Origin of the sequence: Actinomadura fulvescens (assembly GCF_039533225.1) — a bacterium.
Lineage (GTDB): Bacteria > Actinomycetota > Actinomycetes > Streptosporangiales > Streptosporangiaceae > Spirillospora > Spirillospora fulvescens.
On the sequence record NZ_BAAATD010000004.1, the window covers coordinates 26,605 to 49,630 of the forward strand.

Annotated in this window: 20 protein-coding genes; 9 read left to right on the forward strand and 11 right to left on the reverse strand. The window is 70.2% G+C overall.

What is annotated here, in order from left to right:
- Positions 1–8: 8 nt before the first annotated feature.
- Together ABD333_RS15850 and ABD333_RS15855 are read right to left on the reverse strand one after the other, a co-directional pair.
- Positions 9–848, reverse strand: a complete 840-nt coding sequence (locus ABD333_RS15850; RefSeq protein ID WP_344541633.1) for an SDR family oxidoreductase — start codon at positions 846–848, stop codon at positions 9–11.
- Positions 849–859: 11 nt separating this feature from the next.
- Positions 860–1,618 (reverse strand): SDR family NAD(P)-dependent oxidoreductase, encoded by a 759-nt coding sequence (locus ABD333_RS15855; protein WP_344541635.1) that lies wholly within the window; start codon positions 1,616–1,618, stop codon positions 860–862.
- Positions 1,619–2,325: 707 nt separating this feature from the next.
- Between ABD333_RS15855 and ABD333_RS15860 the strand changes: the two genes are divergently transcribed.
- The 3 genes from ABD333_RS15860 (at position 2,326) to ABD333_RS15870 (ending at position 5,026) form a co-directional block, all read left to right on the forward strand.
- Positions 2,326–2,946, forward strand: a complete 621-nt coding sequence (locus ABD333_RS15860; protein WP_344541637.1) for a TetR/AcrR family transcriptional regulator — start codon at positions 2,326–2,328, stop codon at positions 2,944–2,946.
- A 77-nt stretch (positions 2,947–3,023) separates the two neighbouring features.
- Positions 3,024–3,653 carry a LysE family translocator gene (locus ABD333_RS15865; protein ID WP_344541639.1) on the forward strand — a complete coding sequence of 210 codons (630 nt, stop codon included), beginning with the start codon at positions 3,024–3,026 and terminating at the stop codon, positions 3,651–3,653.
- Positions 3,654–3,790: 137 nt separating this feature from the next.
- Entirely contained in the window at positions 3,791–5,026 is a 1,236-nt protein-coding gene (locus tag ABD333_RS15870; RefSeq protein WP_344542635.1) for a PucR family transcriptional regulator, read from the forward strand.
- On the opposite strand, the gene ABD333_RS15875 is transcribed toward ABD333_RS15870, so the two are convergent.
- Together ABD333_RS15875 and zwf are read right to left on the reverse strand one after the other, a co-directional pair.
- Positions 5,023–6,192: a D-alanyl-D-alanine carboxypeptidase family protein gene (locus ABD333_RS15875; protein ID WP_344541641.1), complete on the reverse strand. Its 1,170-nt coding sequence runs from the start codon at positions 6,190–6,192 to the stop codon at positions 5,023–5,025. The genes ABD333_RS15870 and ABD333_RS15875 overlap by 4 nt on opposite strands.
- Before the next feature lie 3,023 nt (positions 6,193–9,215).
- Positions 9,216–10,613, reverse strand: a complete 1,398-nt coding sequence (gene zwf / locus ABD333_RS15880; protein ID WP_344541643.1) for a glucose-6-phosphate dehydrogenase — start codon at positions 10,611–10,613, stop codon at positions 9,216–9,218.
- Between the two features lie 154 nt (positions 10,614–10,767).
- Between zwf and ABD333_RS15885 the strand changes: the two genes are divergently transcribed.
- Complete coding sequence (locus ABD333_RS15885; protein ID WP_344541645.1) at positions 10,768–11,352, forward strand: RNA polymerase sigma factor; 585 nt, start codon at positions 10,768–10,770, stop codon at positions 11,350–11,352.
- A gap of 2 nt (positions 11,353–11,354) precedes the next feature.
- The gene (locus ABD333_RS15890; protein WP_344541647.1) at positions 11,355–12,380 is read left to right on the forward strand and encodes an LCP family glycopolymer transferase; all 1,026 of its coding nucleotides are present in this window, start codon (positions 11,355–11,357) and stop codon (positions 12,378–12,380) included.
- Here ABD333_RS15890 and ABD333_RS15895 read toward each other — a convergent pair.
- Complete coding sequence (locus ABD333_RS15895) at positions 12,370–13,539, reverse strand: aminotransferase class V-fold PLP-dependent enzyme (RefSeq protein WP_344541649.1); 1,170 nt, start codon at positions 13,537–13,539, stop codon at positions 12,370–12,372. The genes ABD333_RS15890 and ABD333_RS15895 overlap by 11 nt on opposite strands.
- Positions 13,540–13,700: 161 nt before the next feature.
- Here ABD333_RS15895 and ABD333_RS15900 point away from each other — a divergent pair, with 161 nt between their 5' ends.
- The gene (locus ABD333_RS15900; RefSeq protein WP_344541650.1) at positions 13,701–15,611 is read left to right on the forward strand and encodes an ABC transporter ATP-binding protein; all 1,911 of its coding nucleotides are present in this window, start codon (positions 13,701–13,703) and stop codon (positions 15,609–15,611) included.
- 438 nt (positions 15,612–16,049) lie between these two features.
- Here the strand turns inward: ABD333_RS15900 and ABD333_RS15905 are convergent, their stop codons facing one another.
- Positions 16,050–16,223: a DUF397 domain-containing protein gene (locus tag ABD333_RS15905; protein ID WP_344541652.1), complete on the reverse strand. Its 174-nt coding sequence runs from the start codon at positions 16,221–16,223 to the stop codon at positions 16,050–16,052.
- Entirely contained in the window at positions 16,192–17,010 is an 819-nt protein-coding gene (locus ABD333_RS15910) for a helix-turn-helix domain-containing protein (RefSeq protein ID WP_344541654.1), read from the reverse strand. Before ABD333_RS15910 ends, ABD333_RS15905 begins: the two co-directional genes overlap by 32 nt.
- Positions 17,011–17,144: 134 nt before the next feature.
- Here ABD333_RS15910 and ABD333_RS15915 point away from each other — a divergent pair, with 134 nt between their 5' ends.
- From ABD333_RS15915 to ABD333_RS15925, 3 genes are all read left to right on the forward strand, one after another.
- On the forward strand, positions 17,145–17,525 hold the full coding sequence (locus tag ABD333_RS15915) for an ATP-binding protein (RefSeq protein WP_344541656.1): 381 nt from the start codon (positions 17,145–17,147) through the stop codon (positions 17,523–17,525).
- A gap of 212 nt (positions 17,526–17,737) precedes the next feature.
- The gene (locus ABD333_RS15920; RefSeq protein WP_344541658.1) at positions 17,738–18,055 is read left to right on the forward strand and encodes a DMT family transporter; all 318 of its coding nucleotides are present in this window, start codon (positions 17,738–17,740) and stop codon (positions 18,053–18,055) included.
- A 285-nt stretch (positions 18,056–18,340) separates the two neighbouring features.
- The gene (locus ABD333_RS15925; protein WP_344541659.1) at positions 18,341–18,826 is read left to right on the forward strand and encodes a M15 family metallopeptidase; all 486 of its coding nucleotides are present in this window, start codon (positions 18,341–18,343) and stop codon (positions 18,824–18,826) included.
- 62 nt (positions 18,827–18,888) lie between these two features.
- On the opposite strand, the gene ABD333_RS15930 is transcribed toward ABD333_RS15925, so the two are convergent.
- The 4 genes from ABD333_RS15930 to ABD333_RS15945 are packed head-to-tail and all read right to left on the reverse strand — an operon-like array spanning position 18,889 to position 22,823.
- Entirely contained in the window at positions 18,889–19,815 is a 927-nt protein-coding gene (locus tag ABD333_RS15930) for an ROK family protein (protein ID WP_344541661.1), read from the reverse strand.
- Positions 19,812–20,630, reverse strand: a complete 819-nt coding sequence (locus ABD333_RS15935) for a carbohydrate ABC transporter permease (RefSeq protein ID WP_344541663.1) — start codon at positions 20,628–20,630, stop codon at positions 19,812–19,814. The genes ABD333_RS15930 and ABD333_RS15935 overlap by 4 nt, the downstream gene beginning before the upstream one ends.
- Positions 20,627–21,571, reverse strand: coding sequence for a carbohydrate ABC transporter permease (locus ABD333_RS15940; RefSeq protein WP_344541665.1), 945 nt, complete (start codon positions 21,569–21,571; stop codon positions 20,627–20,629). The genes ABD333_RS15935 and ABD333_RS15940 overlap by 4 nt, the downstream gene beginning before the upstream one ends.
- Before the next feature lies 1 nt (position 21,572).
- A complete protein-coding gene (locus tag ABD333_RS15945; protein ID WP_344541667.1) occupies positions 21,573–22,823 on the reverse strand; it encodes an extracellular solute-binding protein in 1,251 nt (416 codons plus the stop codon).
- Positions 22,824–23,026: the final 203 nt, after the last annotated feature.

A 23,026-nucleotide genomic window follows, 5' to 3' on the forward strand; every position in this document is an offset into this window, starting at 1 on the left:
GCGGTCGATCACTCCTCGGGCGCGGGGACGCCGTCGAGGGCGGCGGCGCCGAACATCGGCTCGAACATCGCGCGGTAGTCCGGGCCGCGGCGCAGGTGGTGGCCGCCGTCGACGTTGATGACCTGGCCGGTCACCCAGGACGACTCGGGGCCGGCGAGGAAACGCGCGGCCTCGGCGATGTCCTCGGGCTCGCCCACGCGCCCGAGCGGCATGCAGGCCAGGTAGTCGTCGAGGATCGGGCCCGGCTCGGCGATCCCGGCGACGAGCTCGGTGCGGACGAGGCCGGGCCGGATGCCGTTGACGCGCACCCCTGCGGTGCCGAGCTCGTCGGCGGCGAGCGCGACGAGGTGGTCCACGGCCGCCTTGGAGACGCCGTACGCGCCGAACCAGCGGTGTGTGTTGGAGCTGGCGACCGACGAGATGGCGACGAAGGCGCCGCCTCCGCCGCGCGCCATCCGGGTGGCGGCGTGCTTGAGCGTGAGCATCGTGCCGGTCGCGTTGAGTTCGAGGGTCGCGCGCCAGGCGGCGGTGTCGAGCGAGCCGATGGGCCCGATCGAGGTGGACCCGCCCGCGCTGTGGACGACGGCGCGCAGCGGCGCGGGATCGGCGGCGAACGCGACGGCGGCCGCGACCTGCTCCTCGTCGGTGACGTCCGCGACGATGTGCCGCACCTCGGCCCCGTCGACGCTGATCGCCTTGGCGGCGCGGGCGAGGCGTTCCTCCGTACGGCCGCAGATGGTCACGGTCGCGCCGTCGGCCGCGAGGCGACGCGCGCAGGCGAGACCGATGCCGCTGCCGCCGCCGGTGACGAGCGCGGCGGTCCCGGCGAGCGGCGCGGATGTGGTCATGGAAGTCTCCATCAGTGGTCCACCGCCGTGGTGCCGCCGTCGACGGTGAGGTGTGTGCCGGTGACGAACGAGGCGTCGTCGCTCATGAGGAAGCGCACGGCCTTGGCGACCTCGTCCGCATCGCCGAGACGGCCGAGGACGGCCTTGGTGGAGAAGCGCGCCATGAGCTCCTCCGGCGTGGACCGGCGCAGCATCGGGGTGTCGATGTAGCCAGGGCAGACCGCGTTCACCCGGACGCCGTCGCCGCCCAGCAGGTGGGCGAGGGATCGGGTAAGGCCCAGCAGCCCGGCCTTGGACGAGCAGTAGGCCGGGATGAACGCGTTCCCGAGGAACGCCTCGATGGACGCGATGCCGACGATGGCGGAACCGGGGTTGGCCTTGAGGTCGCTGAGGAGCTCCTGGACCAGGAGCGCCTGAGCCCGCAGGTTGACGTCGAGGACGGAGTCCCAGCGTTCCTCGGTCAGGTCGCCGACCGGGTGCGGCCCCGGCGTTCCGGCGGCGTGCACAAGGCCGCCGATGGTGCCGAGCACGGCCCGGCTCGCGGCGACGGCGTCGGGAAGGGCCGCGGTGTCGGTGACGTCGATGGTGACGGGATGGGCCGCGACGCCGTACGTCCCGGCGATGTCCTTGGCGACGGGGGTGGGATCGGCGAGGTCCCAGAGCGCGACGGGCCGGCCGGCCTCGGCCAGGGCACGGGCACTGGCGGCCCCGATGCCGGAGGCGCCGCCGGTGACGATGACGCCGGTCGTCGGGGTGGGCGGGTGCGGCATGGGCGGCTCCCTGGAGTGAGACTGGGATCTAGGCTAACGTCTCAACCAAGCAAGCGGTAGGCCGCATCCCTCGCCATCCTGACGCTCCCAGCCACGCCCGGCAAGAGAAGCCCCGCCACCCAGAACGCAGACGTGCCGACGCGGACGTTCGGCCGCGGCATGCCAATGTGGGCGCGCCAACGCGGCGTGCCCGCATGGCGTGCGGACGTGGCGTGCCAGCGTGCGGACGTGGCGTGCGGATGTGGGCGTGCCGACGCGGCGTGCGGCGTGGCGACGTGGCGTGCGGACGCGGGCGTGCCGACGCGGACGTGCCAGCGCGGCGTTCGGCCGCGGCGTGCCAATGTGGGCGTGTCGACGCGGTGTGCCCGCATGGCGTGCGGATGTGGCGTGCCAGCGTGCGGACGTGGCGTGCGGACGCGGGCGTGCCGACGCGGCGTGCGGCGTGGCGACGTGGCGACGTGGCGTGCGGCGTGGCGACGCGGCGTGGCGCGCCAGCGTGGCGTGCCGACGCGGACGTGCCGACGCGGACGTGCCGACGTGGTGTGCGTGGGCGGCCGGATGTGGTCGGGGCTTGCCGTACTCAGGCCCCTGCCGTGCCCGCCGTACTCGGGGCGGGGGCCTCTTTCCGCGTATTCACCACCCCGCGTGCGACCGGGGTGAAACAAATGTGCGGGAGAATGGGGTCGGCCACACACAGGAGGCGACACTTGACCGGCGATGTGCGGATCACCGTCACGCGGACGCTGAGCAAGGATCAGCAGGCCCGGCGGGAACGGCTGCTCGAAGCCGCCCGCGAGCTCGCGCACGAGGGCGGCTACCCGGCCGTCACCATGCACGACGTGGCCGACCGCGCGGGCGTTGCCAGGGCGACGGTGTACCGCTACTTCGCCACCAAGGACCACCTGCTCACCGAGGTCGCCGCCACCTGGGCGCACCGGATCACCGACGACATCGACGCGCTGGCCATCGGCGACACCCCGGCCGAACGCCTCACGGCGCTGCTGGAGCGGATCGTCGAGGTCGCGGCCGGCGAGCTCACCCTCACGTCGGCCATCATCCAGGCGGTGACCTCGGACGACTCCAGCGTGGACGACGCGCGCACGGTGTTGTTCCTGTTCGTGCGCGACCGCCTGTCGACGGCGATCGGCGACCCGGTGCCCGATCTCGACGACGTGGAGATCGTCCTCGGCCACGTCCTGCTCGCCGCGCTGGTCAGCCTCACCGCCCTGCGGCGGCCGACCGAGGAGGTCACCCGCATGGTGCGCATGTCGGGGCGGCTCGTGCTCGCGGGCGCCCTGGCCGTCGGCCCCGCTCCCGCCGGCACCTGAGCCGCCCGGATTGGTCCACGGTCGGTGGCCCGGTTTGGCTCTACTCGGGGTCCAGTGCCGCCCGTAACGTCCGTGTCGTGACGAATCCACTGCTCTTTCTGCTCGCGGCGACGACACTGATCGTCATTCCCGGGCCGAATCACCTGTACATCACCGCGCGCAGCATCGCGGAGGGCCGGCGGGCGGGGATCACCTCCGCCCTCGGTGTCGAGACCGGCACGATCGTGCACATGGTGGCCGCGGCGGCGGGGCTGTCGGCGGTGATCGCGGCCTCCTCGACCGCGTTCGGGATCGTGCGTTACGCGGGCGCCGCGTACCTGGTCTACATGGCGATCCGCACGTTCCGCAGCCGGGGCGGACACGACACGCCCGACCTCAAGCCGCAGTCGCTGGGCCGGGTCTACCTGGACGGCGCGCTGGTCAACATCCTCAACCCGAAGGTCATCCTGTTCTTCCTGGCGTTCCTGCCGCAGTTCGTGGACCAGGAGGCGGGCGCGGTGCCCATGCAGATCCTGGTGATGGGAATGATCACCGGGCTGATCGGGCTCGGCAGTGACATCCTGTACGCGCTCGCCGCGGACTCGGTCGCCGGCTGGCTGCGTGCCAGGCCGGCGTTCCAGCGTCGGCAGCGCTACGCCACCGGGTTCATCTATCTGGGACTCGGCGCCGCGGCGGTGTTCGCCGGGCCGGGAAACCGGCGTGTCTGAACGGGCGTTGTCAGCCGGGTGACAATTCGACGGGTTCATTGCTTCACATGTGGTGAAGTGCTCTGGATCACGCCGAGGTAACTTCCGAAACGCCCCCGCGTTCCTGATCCGGGGGCCGGGAGGTGCGGACGGTGACCATGGCGATCGAGGAACACTCGCCCCTGAAGCCCTGGGCCGGGGTGCCGGGTGAGCTTTCCGACATCTTCCGGCCCCATCTCGCCGAGCTGGCAGACGAGATGATCGAAGAGATCCTCGCCGGGATCCCGGAGTACGACCGGCCGCAGGACGAGGAGTACGCCCGGCTGGTACGTCTCGCGGTGGAGGGCGCCCTGCGGCAGTTCGTGGACCTGATCGTCGACCCGAACGCGTCTTGGGAGCCCGTCGCCGCGGTCTACCGGGAGATCGGCTGGGCGGAGGCCCGGGAGGGCCGCAACCTCGACGTGCTGCAGGGCACGCTGAGGCTGGGCGCCCGGGTGGCCTGGCGGCGGCTGGCCGCGGAATCCGAGCAGATGAACGTCTCGCGCCGCCACCTGGCCAGCATCGCCGAGGCCATCTTCGCGTTCCTCGACGAGATCGCGCGGGCCGCGACCGAGGGGTACACCAAGGCGCGCGAACAGGAGGCGGGCGAGCTCGAACACCGCCGCCGGCGCCTGCTGGACCTGCTGCTGGCCGAGCCGCCCGCGTCACAACAGGCGATCGCCGACCTCGCGCGGCTCGCCCAATGGCGCGTTCCACGAACGGTCGCGGCGGTCGTTCTGTACGAGCGCGGCCAGCACCCGTTCTCCCACCCCTCCTTGCCGCCCGACGTGCTCGCCGACGTCAACCGGCGCGAGCCGTGCCTGCTCGTCCCCGACCCCGAGGGGCCGGGCCGGGGACGCCTGCTCGACTCGTCGCTGCGCAACTGGGTCGCCGCGATGGGGCCCACCGTCCGTACCGAGGACGCGTCCAAGTCGCTCCGCTGGGCGCGCGAGGCGCTGCCCTTGGCGCGGCGCGGCATCCTGCCGTCGGATCAGCTGATCCGCTGCTCGGAGCACATGCCGACGCTCGTCGTCTTCAAGGACGAGGAACTCGTCCGCGCCGTCGCCGACCTGCGCCTCGCCCCCCTCCGGACCGTCCGGCCGCGCCATCGCGAACGGCTCGCCCGCACACTCCTGGCGTGCCTGCAGAGCGGATTCAACGCCACGGAGGTGGCTACGCGGCTGCACGTCCACCCCCAGACGGTCCGCTACCGGCTGCACCAGCTGGAGGAGCTGTTCGGCGAGCGCCTCTACGACCCGGAGAGCCGTCTGGAGATGGAGATGGTGCTGACCGTCTGGCTGAGCCCCGCCGTGGACCGCCCGGCCGAGCTGGACGACCCGCGCCGAACCGCTTAGTCGGCCAGGCGCACGAGCCGCTTGGTCATGGGCGGTTCGGCCAGATCCGCGCCCAGGACCAGCGGCACGCGCGAGGCTCCCGCCGACACCGTGCCCAGCTGCGTGCCCTGCGGGGCCTCGTGCGGCGCGGACGCCTTGACCTGCACCGGCACGGTGAGCCCGGGCCAGCCGATCACGGTCAGCGGGGCCTTGGTGGTCACCGGCGTGGTGCCGCCCATGCCGTCGTCGACCTGCGCGACCTGCTGCCCGGCCGGGGCCAGCGTGGCCGAGACGAGCGCCCCCTGGGCCCCGGCGACCAGGTTCTTGGCCGCGTCGATGGCGCCGACCGCGCTCGCTGAACGCTGGCCCATCACCGCGCCGACGATGAGGGCGTTGACGTCGCCGACCCGCTTGCGGGCCGCGAAGACGTAGTTGCCGCCCGCCGCGTCGGTGAAGCCGGTCTTGCCGCCGACGACCCCGAACTGCCCGAGCAGCATGTTGCCGCCCACCCGCATCGCGCCGCCGTCGCTGGGCACGTAGGTGCGCTTGCTGACGATCTCGGCGAACGCCGGGATGCGCATCGCCGCCCGCAACAACTTCACCTGGTCGGCCGCCGTGCTGACCGTACGGGAGTCGTAGCCGCTGGGGTCGGTGTACCGGGTGCCGGTCATGCCGAGCTGCTTGGCCGCCGCGTTCATCTTGGCGACGAAGGCCGTCGGGTTGCCCGCGTCCCACCGCGCCAGCTCGTGCGCCACGTCGTTCGCCGAAATGATCATCAGTGCTTCGAGGGCCTTGCGCTGGGTGAGCCGCTGCCCCGCCGTGACCTCCAGCAACGACTCGCCGCGCCGCTTCTGCCCGACCAGCCGCAGCGCGGCCTCCCTGGAAACGGTGTAGACGGGACCCGCCTGTCCGCTGGCAAGTGGATGGCTCTTGAGGAACACGTACGCGGTCATCACCTTGGCCACACTCGCCGTAGGAATGGACGCCGAACCACCCGCCGCGCCCATGCTCCCGACGCCATCGACGTACAACGCCGACTGCCCCTGGACCGGCCAGGCCAACGAGGGCTTGCTCCCGGCGAACGTGTGACTGGTCTTGGCCAACGTCAACGTGACCGTCGGCTTAGGAAGCGGACGCAACAGCTGCCCCGCCACCAGCCCACCGGCCAGCACCAAGAGCACAAGCACCGTCGCGATCAGCCCGCGGCGCCTCTTCTTACGCGGGACCTCCTGTTCCGCACCCGCCCACGGCACCGCCCACTGACCCGAGTCCGTCGAAGCCGGAGTCTCGCTGCGCAACGGCAGCGGATCGGCAACGCCCCACCCCTGAACCGGCTCAGGCGGCGCTACCGCCGCCCTCCACTCCCTCGCCTGCGCAGGCGTAGGAGGATCGCCCTCAGGCCGCCACTCCACCGTCACCGGCGGCGGATCGACCGCCTCCGTCACGGGCTGGGAAAGACCAGGAACCTCAACAGTCCACGAACCGCGATCAGGATCCACCCCAACCGCCGCAGACTGCGCGCCCGTGGTCTCGCCAGGTCGCGCAGGCGCCCCAGCCCCGCCCTCAGCCGCAGCGTTCTCCGCCCACGTGGACGCAGTGTGGCCAGTCTGCGCGGCCGTGGCGTCTGCCTGCGCGGGCGCAGCGGGGTGTTGCGCGGTCGTGCCGGGTCCGTGCTGGGCGGCTGGCGCCGCGGGCGCGGCATCCTCTGCCCACCTGGGTGCTGCTGGGCCAGCTTGTGTGGGCGCGGTGGGTTCCGCCTGCGCGGAGGTGTGCTGGCCCCCAGTGGGCTCGGCCTGCGCGGGCGCGCCAGCCCCGCCCTCAGCCGCAGCGTCCTCCACCCACGTGGACGCAGCGTGGTCAGTCTGCGCGGCCGTGGTTTCTACCTGCGCGGAGGTGCGCTGGCCCGTAGCGGGTTCTGCCTGTGAGGGCGCGCCTGCCCCGCCTTCAGGCGCGGCGTTCTCTGCCCATGTGGATGCGGTGGGGTGAGTTTGCGTGACCGTGGGCTCTGCGTGGGCCGGCGCGTCCGCTTGTGTGGAAGTGTGCTGGCCCCCAGCGGGCTTTACCTGCGAGGGCGCGGCGGGGCCTTGTTGCGCGGTCGCGCCAAGTCCGTGCTTGGCCGCTGGCGCTGCGGGCGCGGCGTCCTCCGCCCACCTGGGTGCGACTGGGCCAGCTTGTGTGGGCGCGGCGGGTTTTGCCTGCGCGGAGGCGCGCTGGCCCGTAGCGGGCTCTGCCTGCGCGGGCGCGCCAGCGTCGCCTTCGGCGTCAGGCCCTGTGGGCGCGGCTGAGCGAGATTGCGCGGCCGTGGGCGCGCCTGGTCGGGCTTGCGCAGGCGTGCCAGCTCCGCCCTCAGGCGCGGCGTTCTCCGCCCACGTGGACGCGGCGGGGTGAGTTTGCGTGGCCGTGGGCTTTGTGTGGGCTGGCGCGGGGTGTTGCGCCTGCGCGGAGGTGTGCTGGCCCCCAGTGGGCTCTGTCTGCGCGGGCGCGCCAACCCCACCCTCGGCGCCAGCCGCGGTGGGCGCGGCCGGGCCACGTTGCGCGGCCGTGGTCTCGCCCTGGGCAAGGTCTTGCTGTCCGGCAGGTCGGGCTTGCGCAGGCGCGCCAGCCCCGCCCTCAGGCGCAGCGTTGTCCGCCCACGTGGATGCGGGGTCGGTTTGCGCGGCCGTGGGCTCGGTGTGGGCTGGCGCAGGGCGTTGCTCCTGCGTGGAGGTGTGCTGGCCCCCAGCGGGTTCCGTCTGCGAGCGTGCGGCGGGGGGTTGTTGCGCGGTCGTGCCGGGATCGTGCTGAGCGGCTGGCGCTGCGGGCGCGGCGTCCTCTGCCCACCTGGGTGCGGCTAGGTCAGCTTGGATGGGCGCGGTGGGTTCCGTCTGCGCCGAGGTGTGCTGGCCCGTAGTGGGCTCGGCCTGTGCAGGCGCGCCGGCCCGGCCGTCGGCGTCAGCCCCGGTGGGCGCGGCCGGGCCAGTCTGCGCGGCCGTGGTCGCGCCCCGGGCCAGGTCTTGTTGTGCGGCAGTCGGTCCGCCAGGTCGGGCTTGCGCAGGCGCGCCAGCCCCGCCCTCAGGCGCAGCGTTGTCCGCCCACGTGGACGCCGCGTGGTCAGCTTGCGCGGCTGTGGCTTCTGCCTGCGCGGGCGCAGCCGGGCGTTGCGCCTGCGCGGAGGTGTGCGGACCCGTAGCGGGCTCTGCCTGCGCGGGCGCGCCAGCCTCGCCCTCGGCGTGAGGCGCTGTGGGCGCGGCTGGGGCAGTTTGGGCGGCCGTGGTCTTGCCCTGGGCAAGGCCTTGTTGTGCGGCCGTGGGCCCGGCAGGTCGGGCTTGTGCAGGCGCGCCAGCCCCGTCCTCAGGCGCGGCGTTCTCTGCCCACATGGATGCGGCGGGGTGAGTCTGCGCGGCCGTGGCTTCTGCCGACGCGGGCGCAGCCGGGTGTTGCGCCTGCGCGGAGGTACGGCCCGTAGCGGGTTCGGCTGGCGAGGGCGCGGAGGGGCCTGGTTGCGCGGGCGCGCCAGCCCCGGCCACGGCGGCTGGCGCTGCAGGCACAGCGTCCTCTGCCCACCTGGGTGCGGCTAGGTCAGCTTGGATGGATGCGGCGGGTTCCGTCTGCTGGCCCCCCGCAGGTCTGGCTGTGGCGGGTTCCGTCTGCGCGGGCGTAGCGGGGTCTGGTTGTGCGGGCGGGCCAGCCTCGGGCATCGCGGCGGCGCCAGGTGTTGTGGGTGCGGCGTTCTCCGACGCGGCGGGGTCAGTTTGCGCGGCCGTGGGTTTTGTGTGGGCGGGCGCGGTGGATTGCGTCTGCGCGGAGGTGGGCTGGCCCCCAGCGGGGTCTGCCTGCGCGGGGGCGCCGGCCTCGGCGGCTGCGACGGGGGGAGTTTGGGTGGACGTGGCCTCGGCCCGGGCGGGGTCTTGTGCGGGCTCAGCTTCGGCGCCCAGGATGGCTGAGAGTTGCTGGGCGTCCGGGTTCTCCTCGTCCGCGGGGGGTTGGGCGGGCTTGGGGAGGGGGAACTCGGCCGTGTCCGTACGGTTGGGGTCCGTTACGGTCTCCGTGGGGTCGGCGGACTTGTCCGCAGACTCCGGCTCGTGCCGGGTTTCCTTCACCGCGCGACCTCCTCGACGACTGTTCGGGACGGGCGGAGCGGTCTCGCCGGAGCCCCCGTGCACCATTGAGGATGCGCAGCTTAGCCCGAAAGTTCACCTAGTTACGCATTGGTGATCAAAGTCGCCGCTGGTCACTTGTGCATGGCGCCTTCGAGTTCGTGCCAGCCGCCCGGGCCGGGCAGCAGCTCGGCCGAGGAGGGCCCGTTGGTGCCGGGCTTGTACGGCTCGGGCATGTCCGGCGGGTCCAGTATGTCTTGGACGATCCGCCAGGACTCCTCGACCAGGTCGAAACGCGTGAAAAGCTCGGGGTCGCCGGAGACCGCGGCGCTGAGGATGTGCTCGTACGGCAGTTCGCCCGGGCCGAGGACGTCGGAGAAGTCCACGGAGACCGGGACGGGCACGGGCCGGTCCTCGTTTCCCGGCTGCTCCACGAGCAGGTCGAACGTCATCCCGGCCTTGGGTTCGAGGCGGAAGCGGATCAGGTTGGGCGGTGCGGTGCCCTCGTGCGTCTGGAAGAGCGTGACCGGCGGCCTGCGCAGCTCGGCGATGACCTCGGTGGAGGTCACGGCCATGGACTTGCCGGAACGGATGTAGAACGGGACGCCCTCCCAGCGCCAGTTGTCGACGTACATCCGCAGGGCGATGAACGTCTCAGTCGTGGAGCCCGGCTTGACGCCCTCGACGTCGGAGTAGCCCTCGTACTGCCCGCGTACGACGTCCGAGGCGGAGATGGCGCGGGCGGCGCTCAGGGCGCGCCACTTCTCGTTCAGCCACGAGTCGGCGTCGGGCTTGGCCGGCGCGTCCATGATCAGGTACGCGAGCACCTGCAGGAGGTGGTTCTGGACGACGTCGCGCAGGGCACCGACCGAGTCGTAGAACGAGCCGCGGTCGGCGACGTCGAAGTCCTCCGAGAGCGAGATCTGCACGTTGTCCACGTACGACCGGTTCCACAGCGGTTCGAGCAGCGTGTTGGCGAACCGCGCGATCATCAGCCCGTCGACCGGCTCACTGCCCAGGAAATGGTCGACCCGGAACAGATGGTCCTCGTCGAAGTACTTCTGCAGCTCCGCGTTGAGCGCCCGCGCCGATTCCAGGTCGTGGCCGAACGGCTTCTCCACCACCAGCCGTCCGTTGTCGTTCAGCCCGGCCCCGGCGAGCGCCTGGGCCACCGGCTCGAACAGCGACGGCGGGATCGCCAGGTAGTACGTCCGGAATCCGTAGTCCTGCACGGCCTCACGGAGCCGGGCGAACGTCGTGTCGTCCTTGAGGTCGCCGGTGACGATGCTCAGCCGTTCGGACAGGCGGCCGAAGACCTCGTCGTCGATCTCATGGACGGCGGCGATCGCCTCGCGCGCGTGGGAACGGAGCCCCTCGTCGTCCCAGTCGGACTTGGCCACGCCGATGATCGGAACGTCGAGTTCGCCGCGCGCGGTCAGCTGGTAGAGCGCGGGCAGCAACATCTTCTTGGCGAGATCACCCGTGATGCCGAAGAGGACGAGGACGTCGGCCCGCTGGGCAGTGGCGTTCATGCTCCGGGTCCTTCCCGGCATTCCGTTTCCGACGCGTGGGGCACATCGAGACTTTGCCAACCCGTGGCGTGAACCCGGATCGGTGGTTGTGGCGATACATCCGCGTACGAGAGATCCCCACGGGAAGGCCGGGCTTCATGTCATGGTGTCCGCGATGACCGCCCCCACGGCTCCGCCGACCAAGGCCGACGCAGACCTGATCGAACGGTCGCGCACGGAGCCGGAGGTGTTCGCCGCGCTGTTCGACCGGTACAGCGGCATGCTCTACCGGTACGTCGCGCGGCGGCTGGGCCCCGAGGTGGCCGAGGACCTCGTAGGCGAGACGTTCCTCGTCGCGTTCAGCCGCCGGGGCCGGTACGACCTGAGCCACGCGGACGCGCGGCCGTGGCTGTTCGGCATCATGACCAAGCTCGTCTCCCGGCATCACCGCTCCGAGGCGGCGCGCTACCGGGCACTGCGCCGCAGTCCCGTGGAGAGCCACGTCGAGGGACCCGCCGACCGGGTCGCCGCCGGGGTGACGGCGACGGCGTCGCGGCCGATGTTGGCCGAGGCGCTGGCCGGGCTGCCGCGCCGTGACCGGGACGTGCTGCTGCTGGTGGCGTGGGGTGATCTGACCTACGAGGAGGTCGCGCAGGCGCTTGGCATCCCCGTCGGCACGGTCCGTTCGCGTCTCAACCGCGCCCGGCGCAAGGTCCGGGCCGTCCTGGGCGACACCAACCCGATGAACGAGGAGGAGTGATCATGGACGACCTCGAACTGGTTCGCGGCCTCGGTCACGACCTCGACCACGAACCGCCCGCCACGCTCGTCCGGCAGCGGCACCGCCTGGCGGAGACGGCCGCCGGTCGGACGAATCCCCGCCGCGTCCGCGGGTGGACGCTCATCGGCGTGGCAGCGGTCGTGACGGCCGCCCTCATCCTCGTGCCGACCGTGCTGCTGCGCGGCGGCGGCGCGGGCAAGCCCGGCCCCGACGGTTCCGGGCAGCGGCCGGGAGCGGCGAAGGCGCTCAACATCCTGGTGCTCGGCTCCGACGAACGCGGCGACGGCCTCCAGGCACGGTCGGACACGATCATGCTGGTGCATGTGCCCCGCGACCGCGGGCGGGTCTCGGCGGTCAGCCTCCCGCGCGATCTCATGGCGACGCTGCCGTCCTGCCGCACGAGGTCCGGCGAGGTCCGGCCGGGCGGCACCGGACCGCTCAACAGCGCCTATGCCGTGGGCGGTCTGGCGTGTTCGCTCAAGGCCGTCGAGAAGCTGACGGGGGTACGCGTCGACCAGGCGCTGTCGATCGACTTCGCGGGATTCAAGCGGATGGTGAACGCGCTCGGCGGGGTGGAGGTCGTGATGCCCAAGGCGGTGTGGGACCGGGCGTCCGGGCTGCGCCTCGGCGCCGGCCGCCAGCTCGTGAGGGGGGATCAGGCGCTGGCGTACGTCCGGTCCAGGCGTGGCCTCGGGGACGGCTCCGACCTGGAACGGATCAAGCGGCAGCAGCGGTTCATGGCCTCCATGCTGCGCCGGGCCAAGCAGCTGCGGATCACGGAGGCGCCGCGGCTGGCGGCGTTCCTCAAGGCGGCGTCCGGCTCGATCAAGAGCACCGGGCCGCTCGACCTGGGGATGTTGCGTGAGCTGGCCGAGAGCCTCGATAAGACCGGGACGGACGCCGTACGGTTCAGCACCGTTCCCGTACGGCCCCATCCGGGCGACGCCAACCGGCTCGTTCTGGACGAGCCGGCGGCCCGCAGGGTCTTCCAGACGTTCAGGAGCTAGGGAGCGCCGCCAGCAGGCGGTCCAGTTCGTCTTCGGTGTTGTAGTAGTGCACCGACGCCCGTACGGCGGACGGGACCGCGCGCGGGTCGAACCGCTGGTGGGCGCCGTCGGTCGCGCTGACGTTGACGCCCCGCTCGCGCAGGGCCAGCTTGACCGCCATCGATTCGTGCCCGTCCACGGTGAACGTGACGACGCCGGAACGCCGCTCACCCCGGTCCAGGACCGTGACGCCGGGGCGGGCGGAGAGCTCGTCGCGCAGGAGGGCGCCGAGGCCGGTCACCCGTTCCTCGATCGCGTCGATGCCGAGCGCGGCGGCGTAGTCGGCCGCGACGCCCAGGCCGACCTGCCCGGCCACGAAGCGTTCCCAGGTCTCGAAGCGGCGTGCGTCATCGTGCACCTCGTACGTCTCGGGCGTGATCCACTCGGCGGCCTGCAAGTCGAGGAACGGCGGCTCCAAGGTCTGTATGACGTCGCGCCGTACATACAGGAAACCGGTGCCACGCGGGCCGCGCAGGAACTTGCGCCCGGTCGCCGACAACATGTCGCAGCCGATCTCGCGGACGTCGATGGCGAGCTGGCCCACCGACTGGCAGGCGTCCAGCAGGTAGAGCGCGCCGGCCTCCCGGGCCAGCCGCCCGACCTCGGCGGCCGGGTTGATCAGGCCGTTGTGGGTCGGAATGTGGTTGATCGCGACGAGCCGGGTCCCGCCCTTGGCCAGCTCGGTGGCCAGCGCCTCCAGCGAGATCTGCCCGTGCTCGTCGTCCGGGACGACCTCGATGCTCACCCCCCGCGCGGCCGCGATCTGGTGGTAGGCAATGGCGTTGCTGGCGTACTCGCTCGTCGTAGTCAGGATCCGGTCGCCGCGTTCGAACGGGATGCCGTAGAACGCCATGTCCCAGGCCCGGGTGGCGTTCTCGACGTAGGCGATCTCCTCGGGAACGGCACCGATCAGCTCCGCCACGGCGCCGTAGAAGCGCTTGATCGCGGTGGCGTTCCGCTCGGCGGCTTCGTAACCGCCGATCGTCGCCTCCAGCTCCAGGTGTGCGAAGACGGATTCGGTCACCGCACGGGGAGGAAGCGCGGCGCCCGCGTTGTTGAGATGGACGACGCCCGCGCTGCCGGGAGTCTCGGCACGGGCCTTCTCGATGTCGATTCCCATGGCCAGAGGCTGCCCGATGAGTTTCGGCGACGCAAAGTGTCAGACCTGTGAGAGACCCTGGTGGAAGCCGGGGTTGACCTCAAGCAATATTGAGGTTGCATCCTGTTCACAGGCCGCCGGACGGCGGCCCGCTGAGCCCCTCTGACAAGCGACGGTGTGCCATGGATATGGAAGTGACCGCGTGGATGTCGTTGCATCACGCGATGAACGCACAAGATGACAAACGGCCGTTCTCCAAGGCCACGTTGAAGCGCATCTGGGGTTTCGCGCGCCCGCACCGGTCCTCGCTCGGCTGGTTCTTGCTCCTCAGCGTGGTGACCGCCGTCCTCGCCGTGGCGACCCCCGTCCTGGCGGGCCGAGTGGTGGACGCGATCGTCAAGGGCTCGGCCACCTCCACCGTGGTCTGGCTGGCCGTGATCATCGCGATCATCGCCGTGGCCGAGGGAGGCTTGGCGCTGCTCAACCGCTGGTTGTCGGCCAGTATCGGCGAGGGGCTGATCCTCCACCTGCGCACCGCCGTCTTCGACCACGTCCAGCGCATGCCGGTCGCGTTCTTCACCCGCACCCGCACCGGCGCGCTGGTCAGCCGGCTCAACAACGACGTCATCGGGGCCCAGCGCGCGTTCAGCGACACCCTCTCCGGCGTGGTCGGCAACCTGGTGATGCTCCTGTTGACGCTGATCGTCATGATGGGCATCTCCTGGCAGATCACCCTGCTGGCCCTCGTTCTTCTCCCCATCTTCGTCTTCCCCGCACGCCGGATGGGCTCCCGCCTGGCCCGCCTCCAACGCGAGGCGGCCGCGCACGACTCGGCGATGAGCACCCAGATGACCGAGCGCTTCTCGGCGCCGGGCGCGACCCTGGTCAAGCTGTTCGGCCGTCCCGCCCGCGAGTCCGAGGAGTTCGCCCGCCGGGCCCGCCGCGTCCGTGACATCGGCGTGCGCACCGCGATGGTGCAGTACGTCTTCATCACCGCGCTCACGGTCGTCTCGGCCCTCGCCCTGGCCCTGGTCTACGGCATGGGCGGCTTCCTCGCCCTCAAGGGCACCCTCGACGCGGGCGCGGTCGTGGCGATGTCCTTCCTCCTGGTCCGCCTCTACGCGCCGCTCACCGCCCTGGCCAGCGCCCGCGTCGAGGTCATGAGCGCACTCGTGAGCTTCGAGCGGGTCTTCGAGGTCCTCGACCTCAAGCCGCTGGTCGCCGAGAAGCCCGCGACCAAGCCCGTCCCCGCCGGCCACGTCTCGGTCGAGTTCGAGCACGTCCGCTTCAGCTACCCGTCCGCCGACAAGGTGTCGCTGGCGTCTTTGGAAGAAGTCGCCACCCTCGACACGCGAGGCGGCGTCGAGGTCCTGCACGACGTCTCGTTCAAGGCCGAGCCGGGCCAGATGATCGCCCTGGTGGGCTCGTCCGGCGCCGGCAAGTCGACCATCGCCCAGCTGCTCCCGCGCCTCTACGACGTGGACGAGGGCGCCATACGCCTGGGCGGAGTCGACGTCCGCGACCTGAGCTTCGACACCATCCGCGCCACCCTGGGCATGGTCACGCAGGACGGCCACCTCTTCCACGAGTCGATCCGCGACAACCTCCTGCTGGCCCGTCCCGAGGCGACCGAGCCCGACCTCTGGGACGTCCTGCGCCGCGCCCGCCTGGACGACCTCATCAGGTCACTCCCCGACGGCCTCGACACGATCGTGGGCGAACGCGGCTACCGCCTCTCCGGCGGCGAACGCCAGCGCCTGACCATCGCCCGCCTCCTCCTGGCCCGTCCCCGCGTGGTGATCCTGGACGAGGCGACCGCCCACCTCGACTCCACCTCTGAGGCCGCCGTCCAGGAGGCCCTCTCCGAGGCACTGGAGGGCCGTACCGCCATCGTCATCGCCCACCGCCTCTCCACCATCCGGGCCGCCGACCAGATCCTGGTCGTCGAGTCCGGCCGCATCGTCGAACGCGGCACCCACGAGGCCCTCCTGGCCGCCGAGGGCCGCTACACCGAGCTCTACCGCACCCAGTTCGACCAGCAGGACAGCCCGCCCAAAACCCCCACCGGAGAGCCCCTGGAAGCAATCGCCTGACCCAACGGGGCCGCCTCAAAGGCGGCCCCGCCGTCTGGAGCCGCTCGCTCCACGAGGGGCTCCGCCACCAGGCATCACCCCTCGCTCCTCTCGGCCCTCTCCTCCTTGACCTCCCGCCACCAGGCACCGTCCCTCGCTCCGCTCGGGGCTCCCCTCATTGGGGCTCCGCCCCAAACCCCAGCGGGGGGCTCCGCCCCCCACACCCCCCGCCCCTTCCATCCAGCTCACAAAAGGCATCCCCGAGGGACCCTCCGATGCCCAGGCCGCTCCACGACTTCAGGTGCCCCGGCTCCCAACCGCGTTCCCACGCCCTGTGGTCGGAGGAGTAGCGCCTTGCATGCATGAGAGAACACGGCCAAGCCAGTCCTCAGGAGCCTTGGCCATGAGGAGGCTGAGGCCCGCCCGACGGAGAAGCGCGCCCCAGCCTGTGCTGAGTGATCAGAGCATCCGGACAGTTTCTATGAGCTTCCGGAAGGTGTCCCGGGTGATGGTCAGATGAATATCGTCAGGGAGCTTGGAGTCCCGCAAGCCCACACCGTCTGCGCCAAGGTCGGCGAGTTCAACGCAGTTACCGCCTTCTTCACCGGACCGCCTGCTCTTGCGCCACTCCATCCTTAAGCCACCTCTCTTGAAGAGTCCGCCGGATCAACTCCCGCGAATCACTCGTGTTCAACGCTTCGGCCTGGAGCCTAGTGAAGGTACGCGCCACGACCGCGATCTCTTCGAGGTCTGTGGAGGTCTCGTACCTGGCCGCTGCCTCCAGCCAAACAACCTCACGATGATCAGGCAACGAGGCGATCGCGAATGGTCCGCGAGCATCCCGGTAGTAGCGATGGGACAGGGCGATCTGGATGTGGATGTTCGGACACTCTGAGAGTTCCAAGAGCCGAGCGAGTTGCTCTCGCATCACGCCAGGAGGAGCGACCTCGCGGTTCAGCACGCTCTCGTCCATGACCACACTGATGATCACAGACTGCCTGTCGAGCGTCGTCTGGCGCTTGATGCGTCCCTCGACGGGCTTCTCGGAGCCCAGGACCGCCGCCGCATAGGCAGGAGTTTGGAACAGTCCATAAATAAGTCGGTTCTCGTAGCAGCGGAGCAGGGTGGCGATTCCCTCGGCCGCTACAAAATCCACGAAAGCCTTCGGGTAGCTGGCTGATCGAAGGGAGTCGTCCCACAGGTCCGTCAGTGCCGTTCCGGTATCGAGCGCCTGGTCGAGACGTTCTGCGAAGTCGCGTCGGCATCGCGTGGTGCCGTTCTCGACCTGCCCGACGTAGGAGCGTGTGACCGAAACGAGCTTGGCTAGCTGCGTCCGGCTCGTGATCCCGGACTCCTCACGGAGCCGTGTCACCTCTGCACCGAATCGCCGGAGATCAGGAGTCGGCTTTCTCGAAGCCATGGTGCCTCCTCAAAACCAGGGCGGTACCGACCGCAAGCAAACCGTTTGCGCTCGCTTGCTCCCTGTAGAGGTCACTACGGTGCGCGAGCGATCCTGTGCGACAAGTCACAGGAACCCATTTTGAGGTGATGGCCGTGTCGAGCTTCGCGTCTCTAGTTGTTCCCGCGCGATCGGAGTCGGTCAAGAACGCGCGTGATTGGGTGGCCGTCATCCTCGCCGACTGGGGCCACGATCCCTACGTCGGCAAGCTCGTGGTCTCCGAGCTGGTGACGAACGCATCGAAGCACACTGCTTCCGTAAACATGACCGTGCGGGTGGGACGGGCGGAGGCCTGGCCGGTGATAGAGATTCTTGACTCCTCTACTGAGATGCCCGTGGCCCGCCCTCTGAACGAAAGTGCTGAGGGTGGCAGAGGGCTTGCCATGCTTGCCGCGCTCGTAAAGGACTGGGGCGCGCAACCGCTGGAAACCGGCGGCAAGGCGGTCTGGGCGATTCTCCACACGCCGACCGGTTGAAGTGACCGACACCGACTTCCGCGGCGCTTGGTCCATCGCTTCGCTCGGAACTTCACTCATTGGGGCTTCTACGTCAAACCCTGGCGCCAACGAAGCGGTCCTGCTGGACACGCGACGAACGTCCATCGCGCCGCGCTCTGGGGCTCGGTTTGGCCCTTCTCGGGGCGGGAACGACAAGATCGACTCCCCGACCGGATACCGGAGGGAGTCCGATGGTCTGGCTGATCCTGATCGTCGCGGGGCTGATGGAGACGGTGTGGGCGGCGGCGCTGGAGAAGTCCCAGCGCTTCACCAAGTTGTGGCCCACCGTGCTGTTCCTGGTGGCGCTGGCGGCCAGCATGGGCGGCCTCGGCCACTCCCTGCGTGAACTGCCACTAGGCACCGCGTACGCGGTGTGGGTGGGAATCGGCGCCGTAGGCACCGCCGTCTTCGGCATGGTCTGGCTGCACGAGCCCGCCACCGCAGGACGTCTCGTGTGCTTGGCATTGATCCTGGTAGGAGTCGTCGGCCTCAAGATCCTCACGCACTAATCCCACCCGGCCGGCAATAGCGACCTATCCGCCCACCCCTTAACGCACGTCCCGCGTTCTGCACGTCCCGCGTTCTGCACGCCCGACGCCCTGCACGTGACGCCCTGCACGTGACGCCCTGCACGCTGCGCGTCCTGCGCGCTGCGCGTCCTGCGCGCTGCGCGTCCTGCGCGCTGCGCGTCCTGCGCGCTGCGCGTCCTGCGCGCTGCGCGTCCTGCGCGCTGCGCGTCCTGCGCGCTGCGCGTCCTGCATGTCGACCAGCAGTGGCTCAGGACCGAGGTGCTTGTGCGGCTGCAAGAGGCGGCCGCCACCCTTCCGCCGCGGTTCGGCCTCGCCGTCTTCGACGGCTGGCGGCCCCTGACCCTGCAGCGCGAGTTGTTCGAGGCGATCGGCCCGCCCCTCGACCCCAATGCGGAAGATCTGGTAGCACCGCCTTCGGACGACCCCACCGAGCCCCCGCCCCACCTCACCGGCGGAGCGGTCGACCTCACGTTGACCTGGCAAGGGATGCCGCTGGCACTGGGTACCGCGTTCGACGAGTTCACCAGTCTGGCCATGACCGCAGCCTTGGAGAACCTGGCCGGACCGGTGCGCACGCTAAGACGCCTGCTGTACCACACCCTTCGGCGGCAGGGCTTTGTGGTCCTGGCGGAGGAGTGGTGGCATTTCGAGTTCGGCACCCGCCTGTGGTCGGTCCTGACCGACCAACCGGCCCGGGTACGGGCCGACCGCACCATGACAGCACTCATCCCAATGCGGTCATTCTGCTAGGAGTTCTAGGCGCGGCGTCGGGTTCTGCGCGGTGTCGCGTCCGGGGCGCTGTTGCTTGGTTGTTAGTCGGCGGCTTGGTAGGCGAGGACTGCGGCGCCGTGCATGGCGGCTTCGGGGCCTAGTTGTGCGGGGGCCAAAGGTGGCGCGAGGCGGAGGGGGAGGCGGTTGGCCAAGCGGAGTTGGAGGGGGGTGAAGAGGCGTTCTCCGGCTTCGGCCAGGCCGCCGCCTATGACGATCAGGGATGGGTCTAGGAGCATCGTCGCGGTGGCCAGGGCGTCGGCGAGGGTGTCCAGGGCTTCTGTCCACACGCGGGCGGCGATGGGGTCGCCTTTCTCGGCGCGTGCTATGACCTCTTCGGCGGGAGCGGGGGTCTCGGGCGGGAGCGGGGGTTCCCAGATGCCGATGGGGGAGCGGGTCGGCACGTGGTAGCGGCGGGAGATGGCGGCTGCGGAGGCGTAGGTCTCCAGGCAGCCGCAGGCCCCGCAGGCGCAGGGCTCCCCGCCGGGGCGGACGACGATGTGGCCGATCTCCCCGCTCCAGGAGGTGGTGCCGGGATAGGGCATCCCGTTGATCATCAGGGCCGCGGCGATGCCGGTGCCTATCGGAAGGAAGAGGAAGTCGCCCACACCGCGACCGGCGCCCCGGGCGGCTTCGCCCACGCCTCCGGTGCGCACGTCGTGGGCGATGACGACTGGAATGCCCAGGCGTTCGGTGGCGAGGTCGCGGATCGGGACGTTCTCCCAGCCGATGTTGGCCGAACGGACGGCCGTGCCGGTGGCGTCGTCGACCACGCCGGGGAGGGCGAGACCGGCGGCCACCGGTTTCGTGGCGGACTTGAGGTCGGCGGCGAAGTCCAGGATCGCGCCCACGACCGCCTCCGGGCCCCGGTCGCGGCCGGTCGGGCGGCGTTCGGCGTGGACGATGGTGTCGCCCGACATGACCGCGCCCTTCATGGACGTGCCGCCGACGTCCAGGGCGATGACGGTCATTTGACCGAGCCCGCCGTCAGCCCGCCGATGAGGTAGCGCTCGATGAAGATGAAAAGGATCACGACGGGGACGATCGCGATCAGGGACGTGGCGAACAGGAACTGCCAGTGTTCCTGGTACTGGGTCACGAAGGACGGGATCGCGACCGTGAGGGGACGGCGGTTGGGGGAGGCCGTCACGGTGAGCGCGACGATGTACTCGTTCCAGGCGGCGATGAACGTGTAGACGACGGCCGTCACCACGCCGGGCATCGAGATGGGGAGGGTGACGCGGGTGAGCGCGCTCACGCGGCCGGCGCCGTCCAGGAAGGCCGCCTCCTCCAACTCGCGGGGGATGCTGGAGAAGTAGCCGTGCAGGATCCAGATGCAGAACGGCAGGTTGAACGCCGCGTTCACCAGGATCAGCGCGAGGAGCGTGTCGGTCAGGTCGAGCGCCACCATCTCCCGGTAGATGCCGATCACGAGGGCGGTCGGCGCGAACATCTGGGTGATGAGCACGAGCAGGAGGAACGCGTTGCGGCCTCGGAAACGGTTACGGGCCGTGTAGTACGCGGCGGGCAGCGCGCAGGCCAGGGTGACCACGGTGGCCACGGCGGCGACGATCAGGGAGACCTGCATGTTCTGCCAGATCGGCTGCGAGCTCCAGACGTCGACGAAGTTGGACCACTTCCAGTCGGACGGCAGGTACGTGCCGGGCGACTTGGTGAGCTCGTTCTCGGGCTTGAGCGAGGTCAGCAGCATCTGCAGGTACGGCAGCAGGAAGAGCAGGCCGACCAGCCAGCCGACCCCCGTGAGAATGACCGTGCGGGGTCTCATCGGACCTCCTCCCGCCAGCGCGAGGCGCGCAGGTACAGCAGCACCATGATGAGGACGAGCGCGAAGTTGACCACCGCCATGGCGGCCGACTCGCCCACGTTCTGGTCATAGAAGGCGATCTTGTACATGAACGTCGTGGTGGTGTCGGTGGCGTGGCCCGGACCGCCGCCGGTCATCGCCCAGATGATCGGGAACGAGTTGAAGACGTTGATCACGTTCACGATCGACGCGATCAGGATGGCGGGCCGCAGGAGTGGCAGGGTGATCTGGAAGTAGGTCCGCCATCCGGTCGCGCCGTCCACGCGCGCCGCCTCGTACACGTCGCGCGGGATGGTCTGGAGTCCGGCGAGGATCACGAACGAGGTGAACGGCAGCGACACGAACACCGCCACCCACATCATCCACAACATCGCCTGGTCGGGATGGGCGAGCCAGTTGACGGGCTTGTCGATGACGTTCAGGTCCAGCAGGACGCGGTTGACCAGGCCGGAGTAGTTGTCCAGCATCCACTTCCAGATCAGCGCCGTCATCAGCACCGACGCCGCCCACGGCACGATGACCGCCCACCGCACGACGCGGCGGCCGGGGAACCGGGCGTTCAGCAGCTGCCCCAGCGCCAGCGACAGCACCATCGTCACCACCACGGTGCCGACCACCCAGAACAGCGTGCGGCCGAGGACGGGGAGGAGGTCGTCCTCGGCGAACAGGTCGGAGTAGTTGGTGGTCCCGTTGGAGCCGAGCGTCACCCCCGACGAACTGATCTTCAGGGTGGACGTGCGGACCATCTCGATGACCGGCCACAGCACCACGACCGCGATGAGCACGATCGACGGGCCGAGCCACAGCAGCGGGGACAGCGCTCGGCGGAGCCGCCGCCCGGGCGTGGGACGCGGCGCCGGGGCGGTCGCCGCCCCGGCACCACGTGTCGTGACGTCCTGCAACTCAGCCGCTCTTCTCGGCCGTCTTCTGGATGTCGTCGAGGACCTTCTTCGGGTTCTCGTTCGCCACCGCGGTGCCGAGGCTCTGCTTCACGGCACCGGCCACCGCGCTCCACGCCGGGTTGCCGGTCGGCGCGAACTTCGAGGTCGGCAGCGCGTCCACGAACTGCTTGAAGTACGGGTCGGCGCTCAGCGCGTCACCGGCGGACTTGGTCACCGGCAGGAAGCCCTCCAGCTTGAGGAACTTGGAGGTGTTCTCGGCCTGGTAGAAGTGGTTGAGGAACTTGGCGATGGCGTCCTTGTTCTTGCCGTCGGCCTTCTTGAACGCCGCGAGCACGTCCATGACGCCGAGCGTGTTGTGCTCGGTGCCGCTCTTGCTCGGCAGCGAGGTGACGCCGAACGGCAGGTCCTTGTTCGCCTTGTTGATGAACGCCTCGCGGGTGAACGGCCCGCCGATGGCCATGCCGATCTTCCCCTGCGCGAACTGGTTGAAGACCGTCTTGCGGTCGGTCGTCTCCGGGTTCGGCTGCGTCAGCCCCGCCTTGGTGAGGTCCCGCAGGAAGGTGAGGGTGTCGAGGTTGGCCTTCTGGTTGATGGCCCACTTGCCGGACGCGTCGACCCAGCCGCCGCCGTTGTTCATCGCCCACGAGTAGAACTCGGCCTGCGACTCCTCCGGTCCCAGCGGCAGCCCGTACCCGATGGTGCCCTTGGCCTTGATCTTCTCCGCGGCGGTCCTGACCTCGGCCCAGGTCTTCGGCGGCTCCTTGATGCCGGCCTTGGAGAGCAGGTCCTTGTTGTAGAACAGCAGCCGGGCGCTGCTGATGAACGGCAGCCCGTACTGTTCGCCCTGGTACTTGGCCTGCTCGACGAACGTCGGCGTGAAGTCGCTCAGCACCTGCGGCGACACGACCTCGGCCGCCTTGTAGATCAGGCCGTCCCGCGCGAAGTCGGAGAACGCGTTGTAGTTGAGGATGTCGGGGACCTGCTTCGTCTGGACGTAGGTCTTGACCTTGGCGTCCATCTGCGTCCAGTCGACCATTTCGAGGTTGACCTTGTAGCCGGAGTTCTTGGCCTCGAAGTCCTTGATCAGGCCGTCCCAGAAGCCCTTGGTGTTGTCGTCGTAGATCGCCGCGACGAACTTGATCGTCTTGCCGTCGGAGTCGCCGTCGCCCGACGAACTTCCCTTGCTGCATCCGCTCACGCCGAGGGCCAACGTCAGGCCCGCCGCCATGGCGCCCATGAGGTGCCGCTTCATCTCCCCGCCTTCTCCGGCTTCTGCGGGCGCGCACGCGCGCCCCCTGGTTCGCTTCTCCGCCAACCCCCCGGTCCTTGGCGTGGTCCCTGTGCGGCCGGAAGCCGCCGCCATCCCCCTTCCGCCCATGAAAAATTGTGCGCGGTGCGAGTGCGCAACGAGCAGAATCGCGCGTGGCCACGAAGATAAAAGGTGGTCCGTACCAG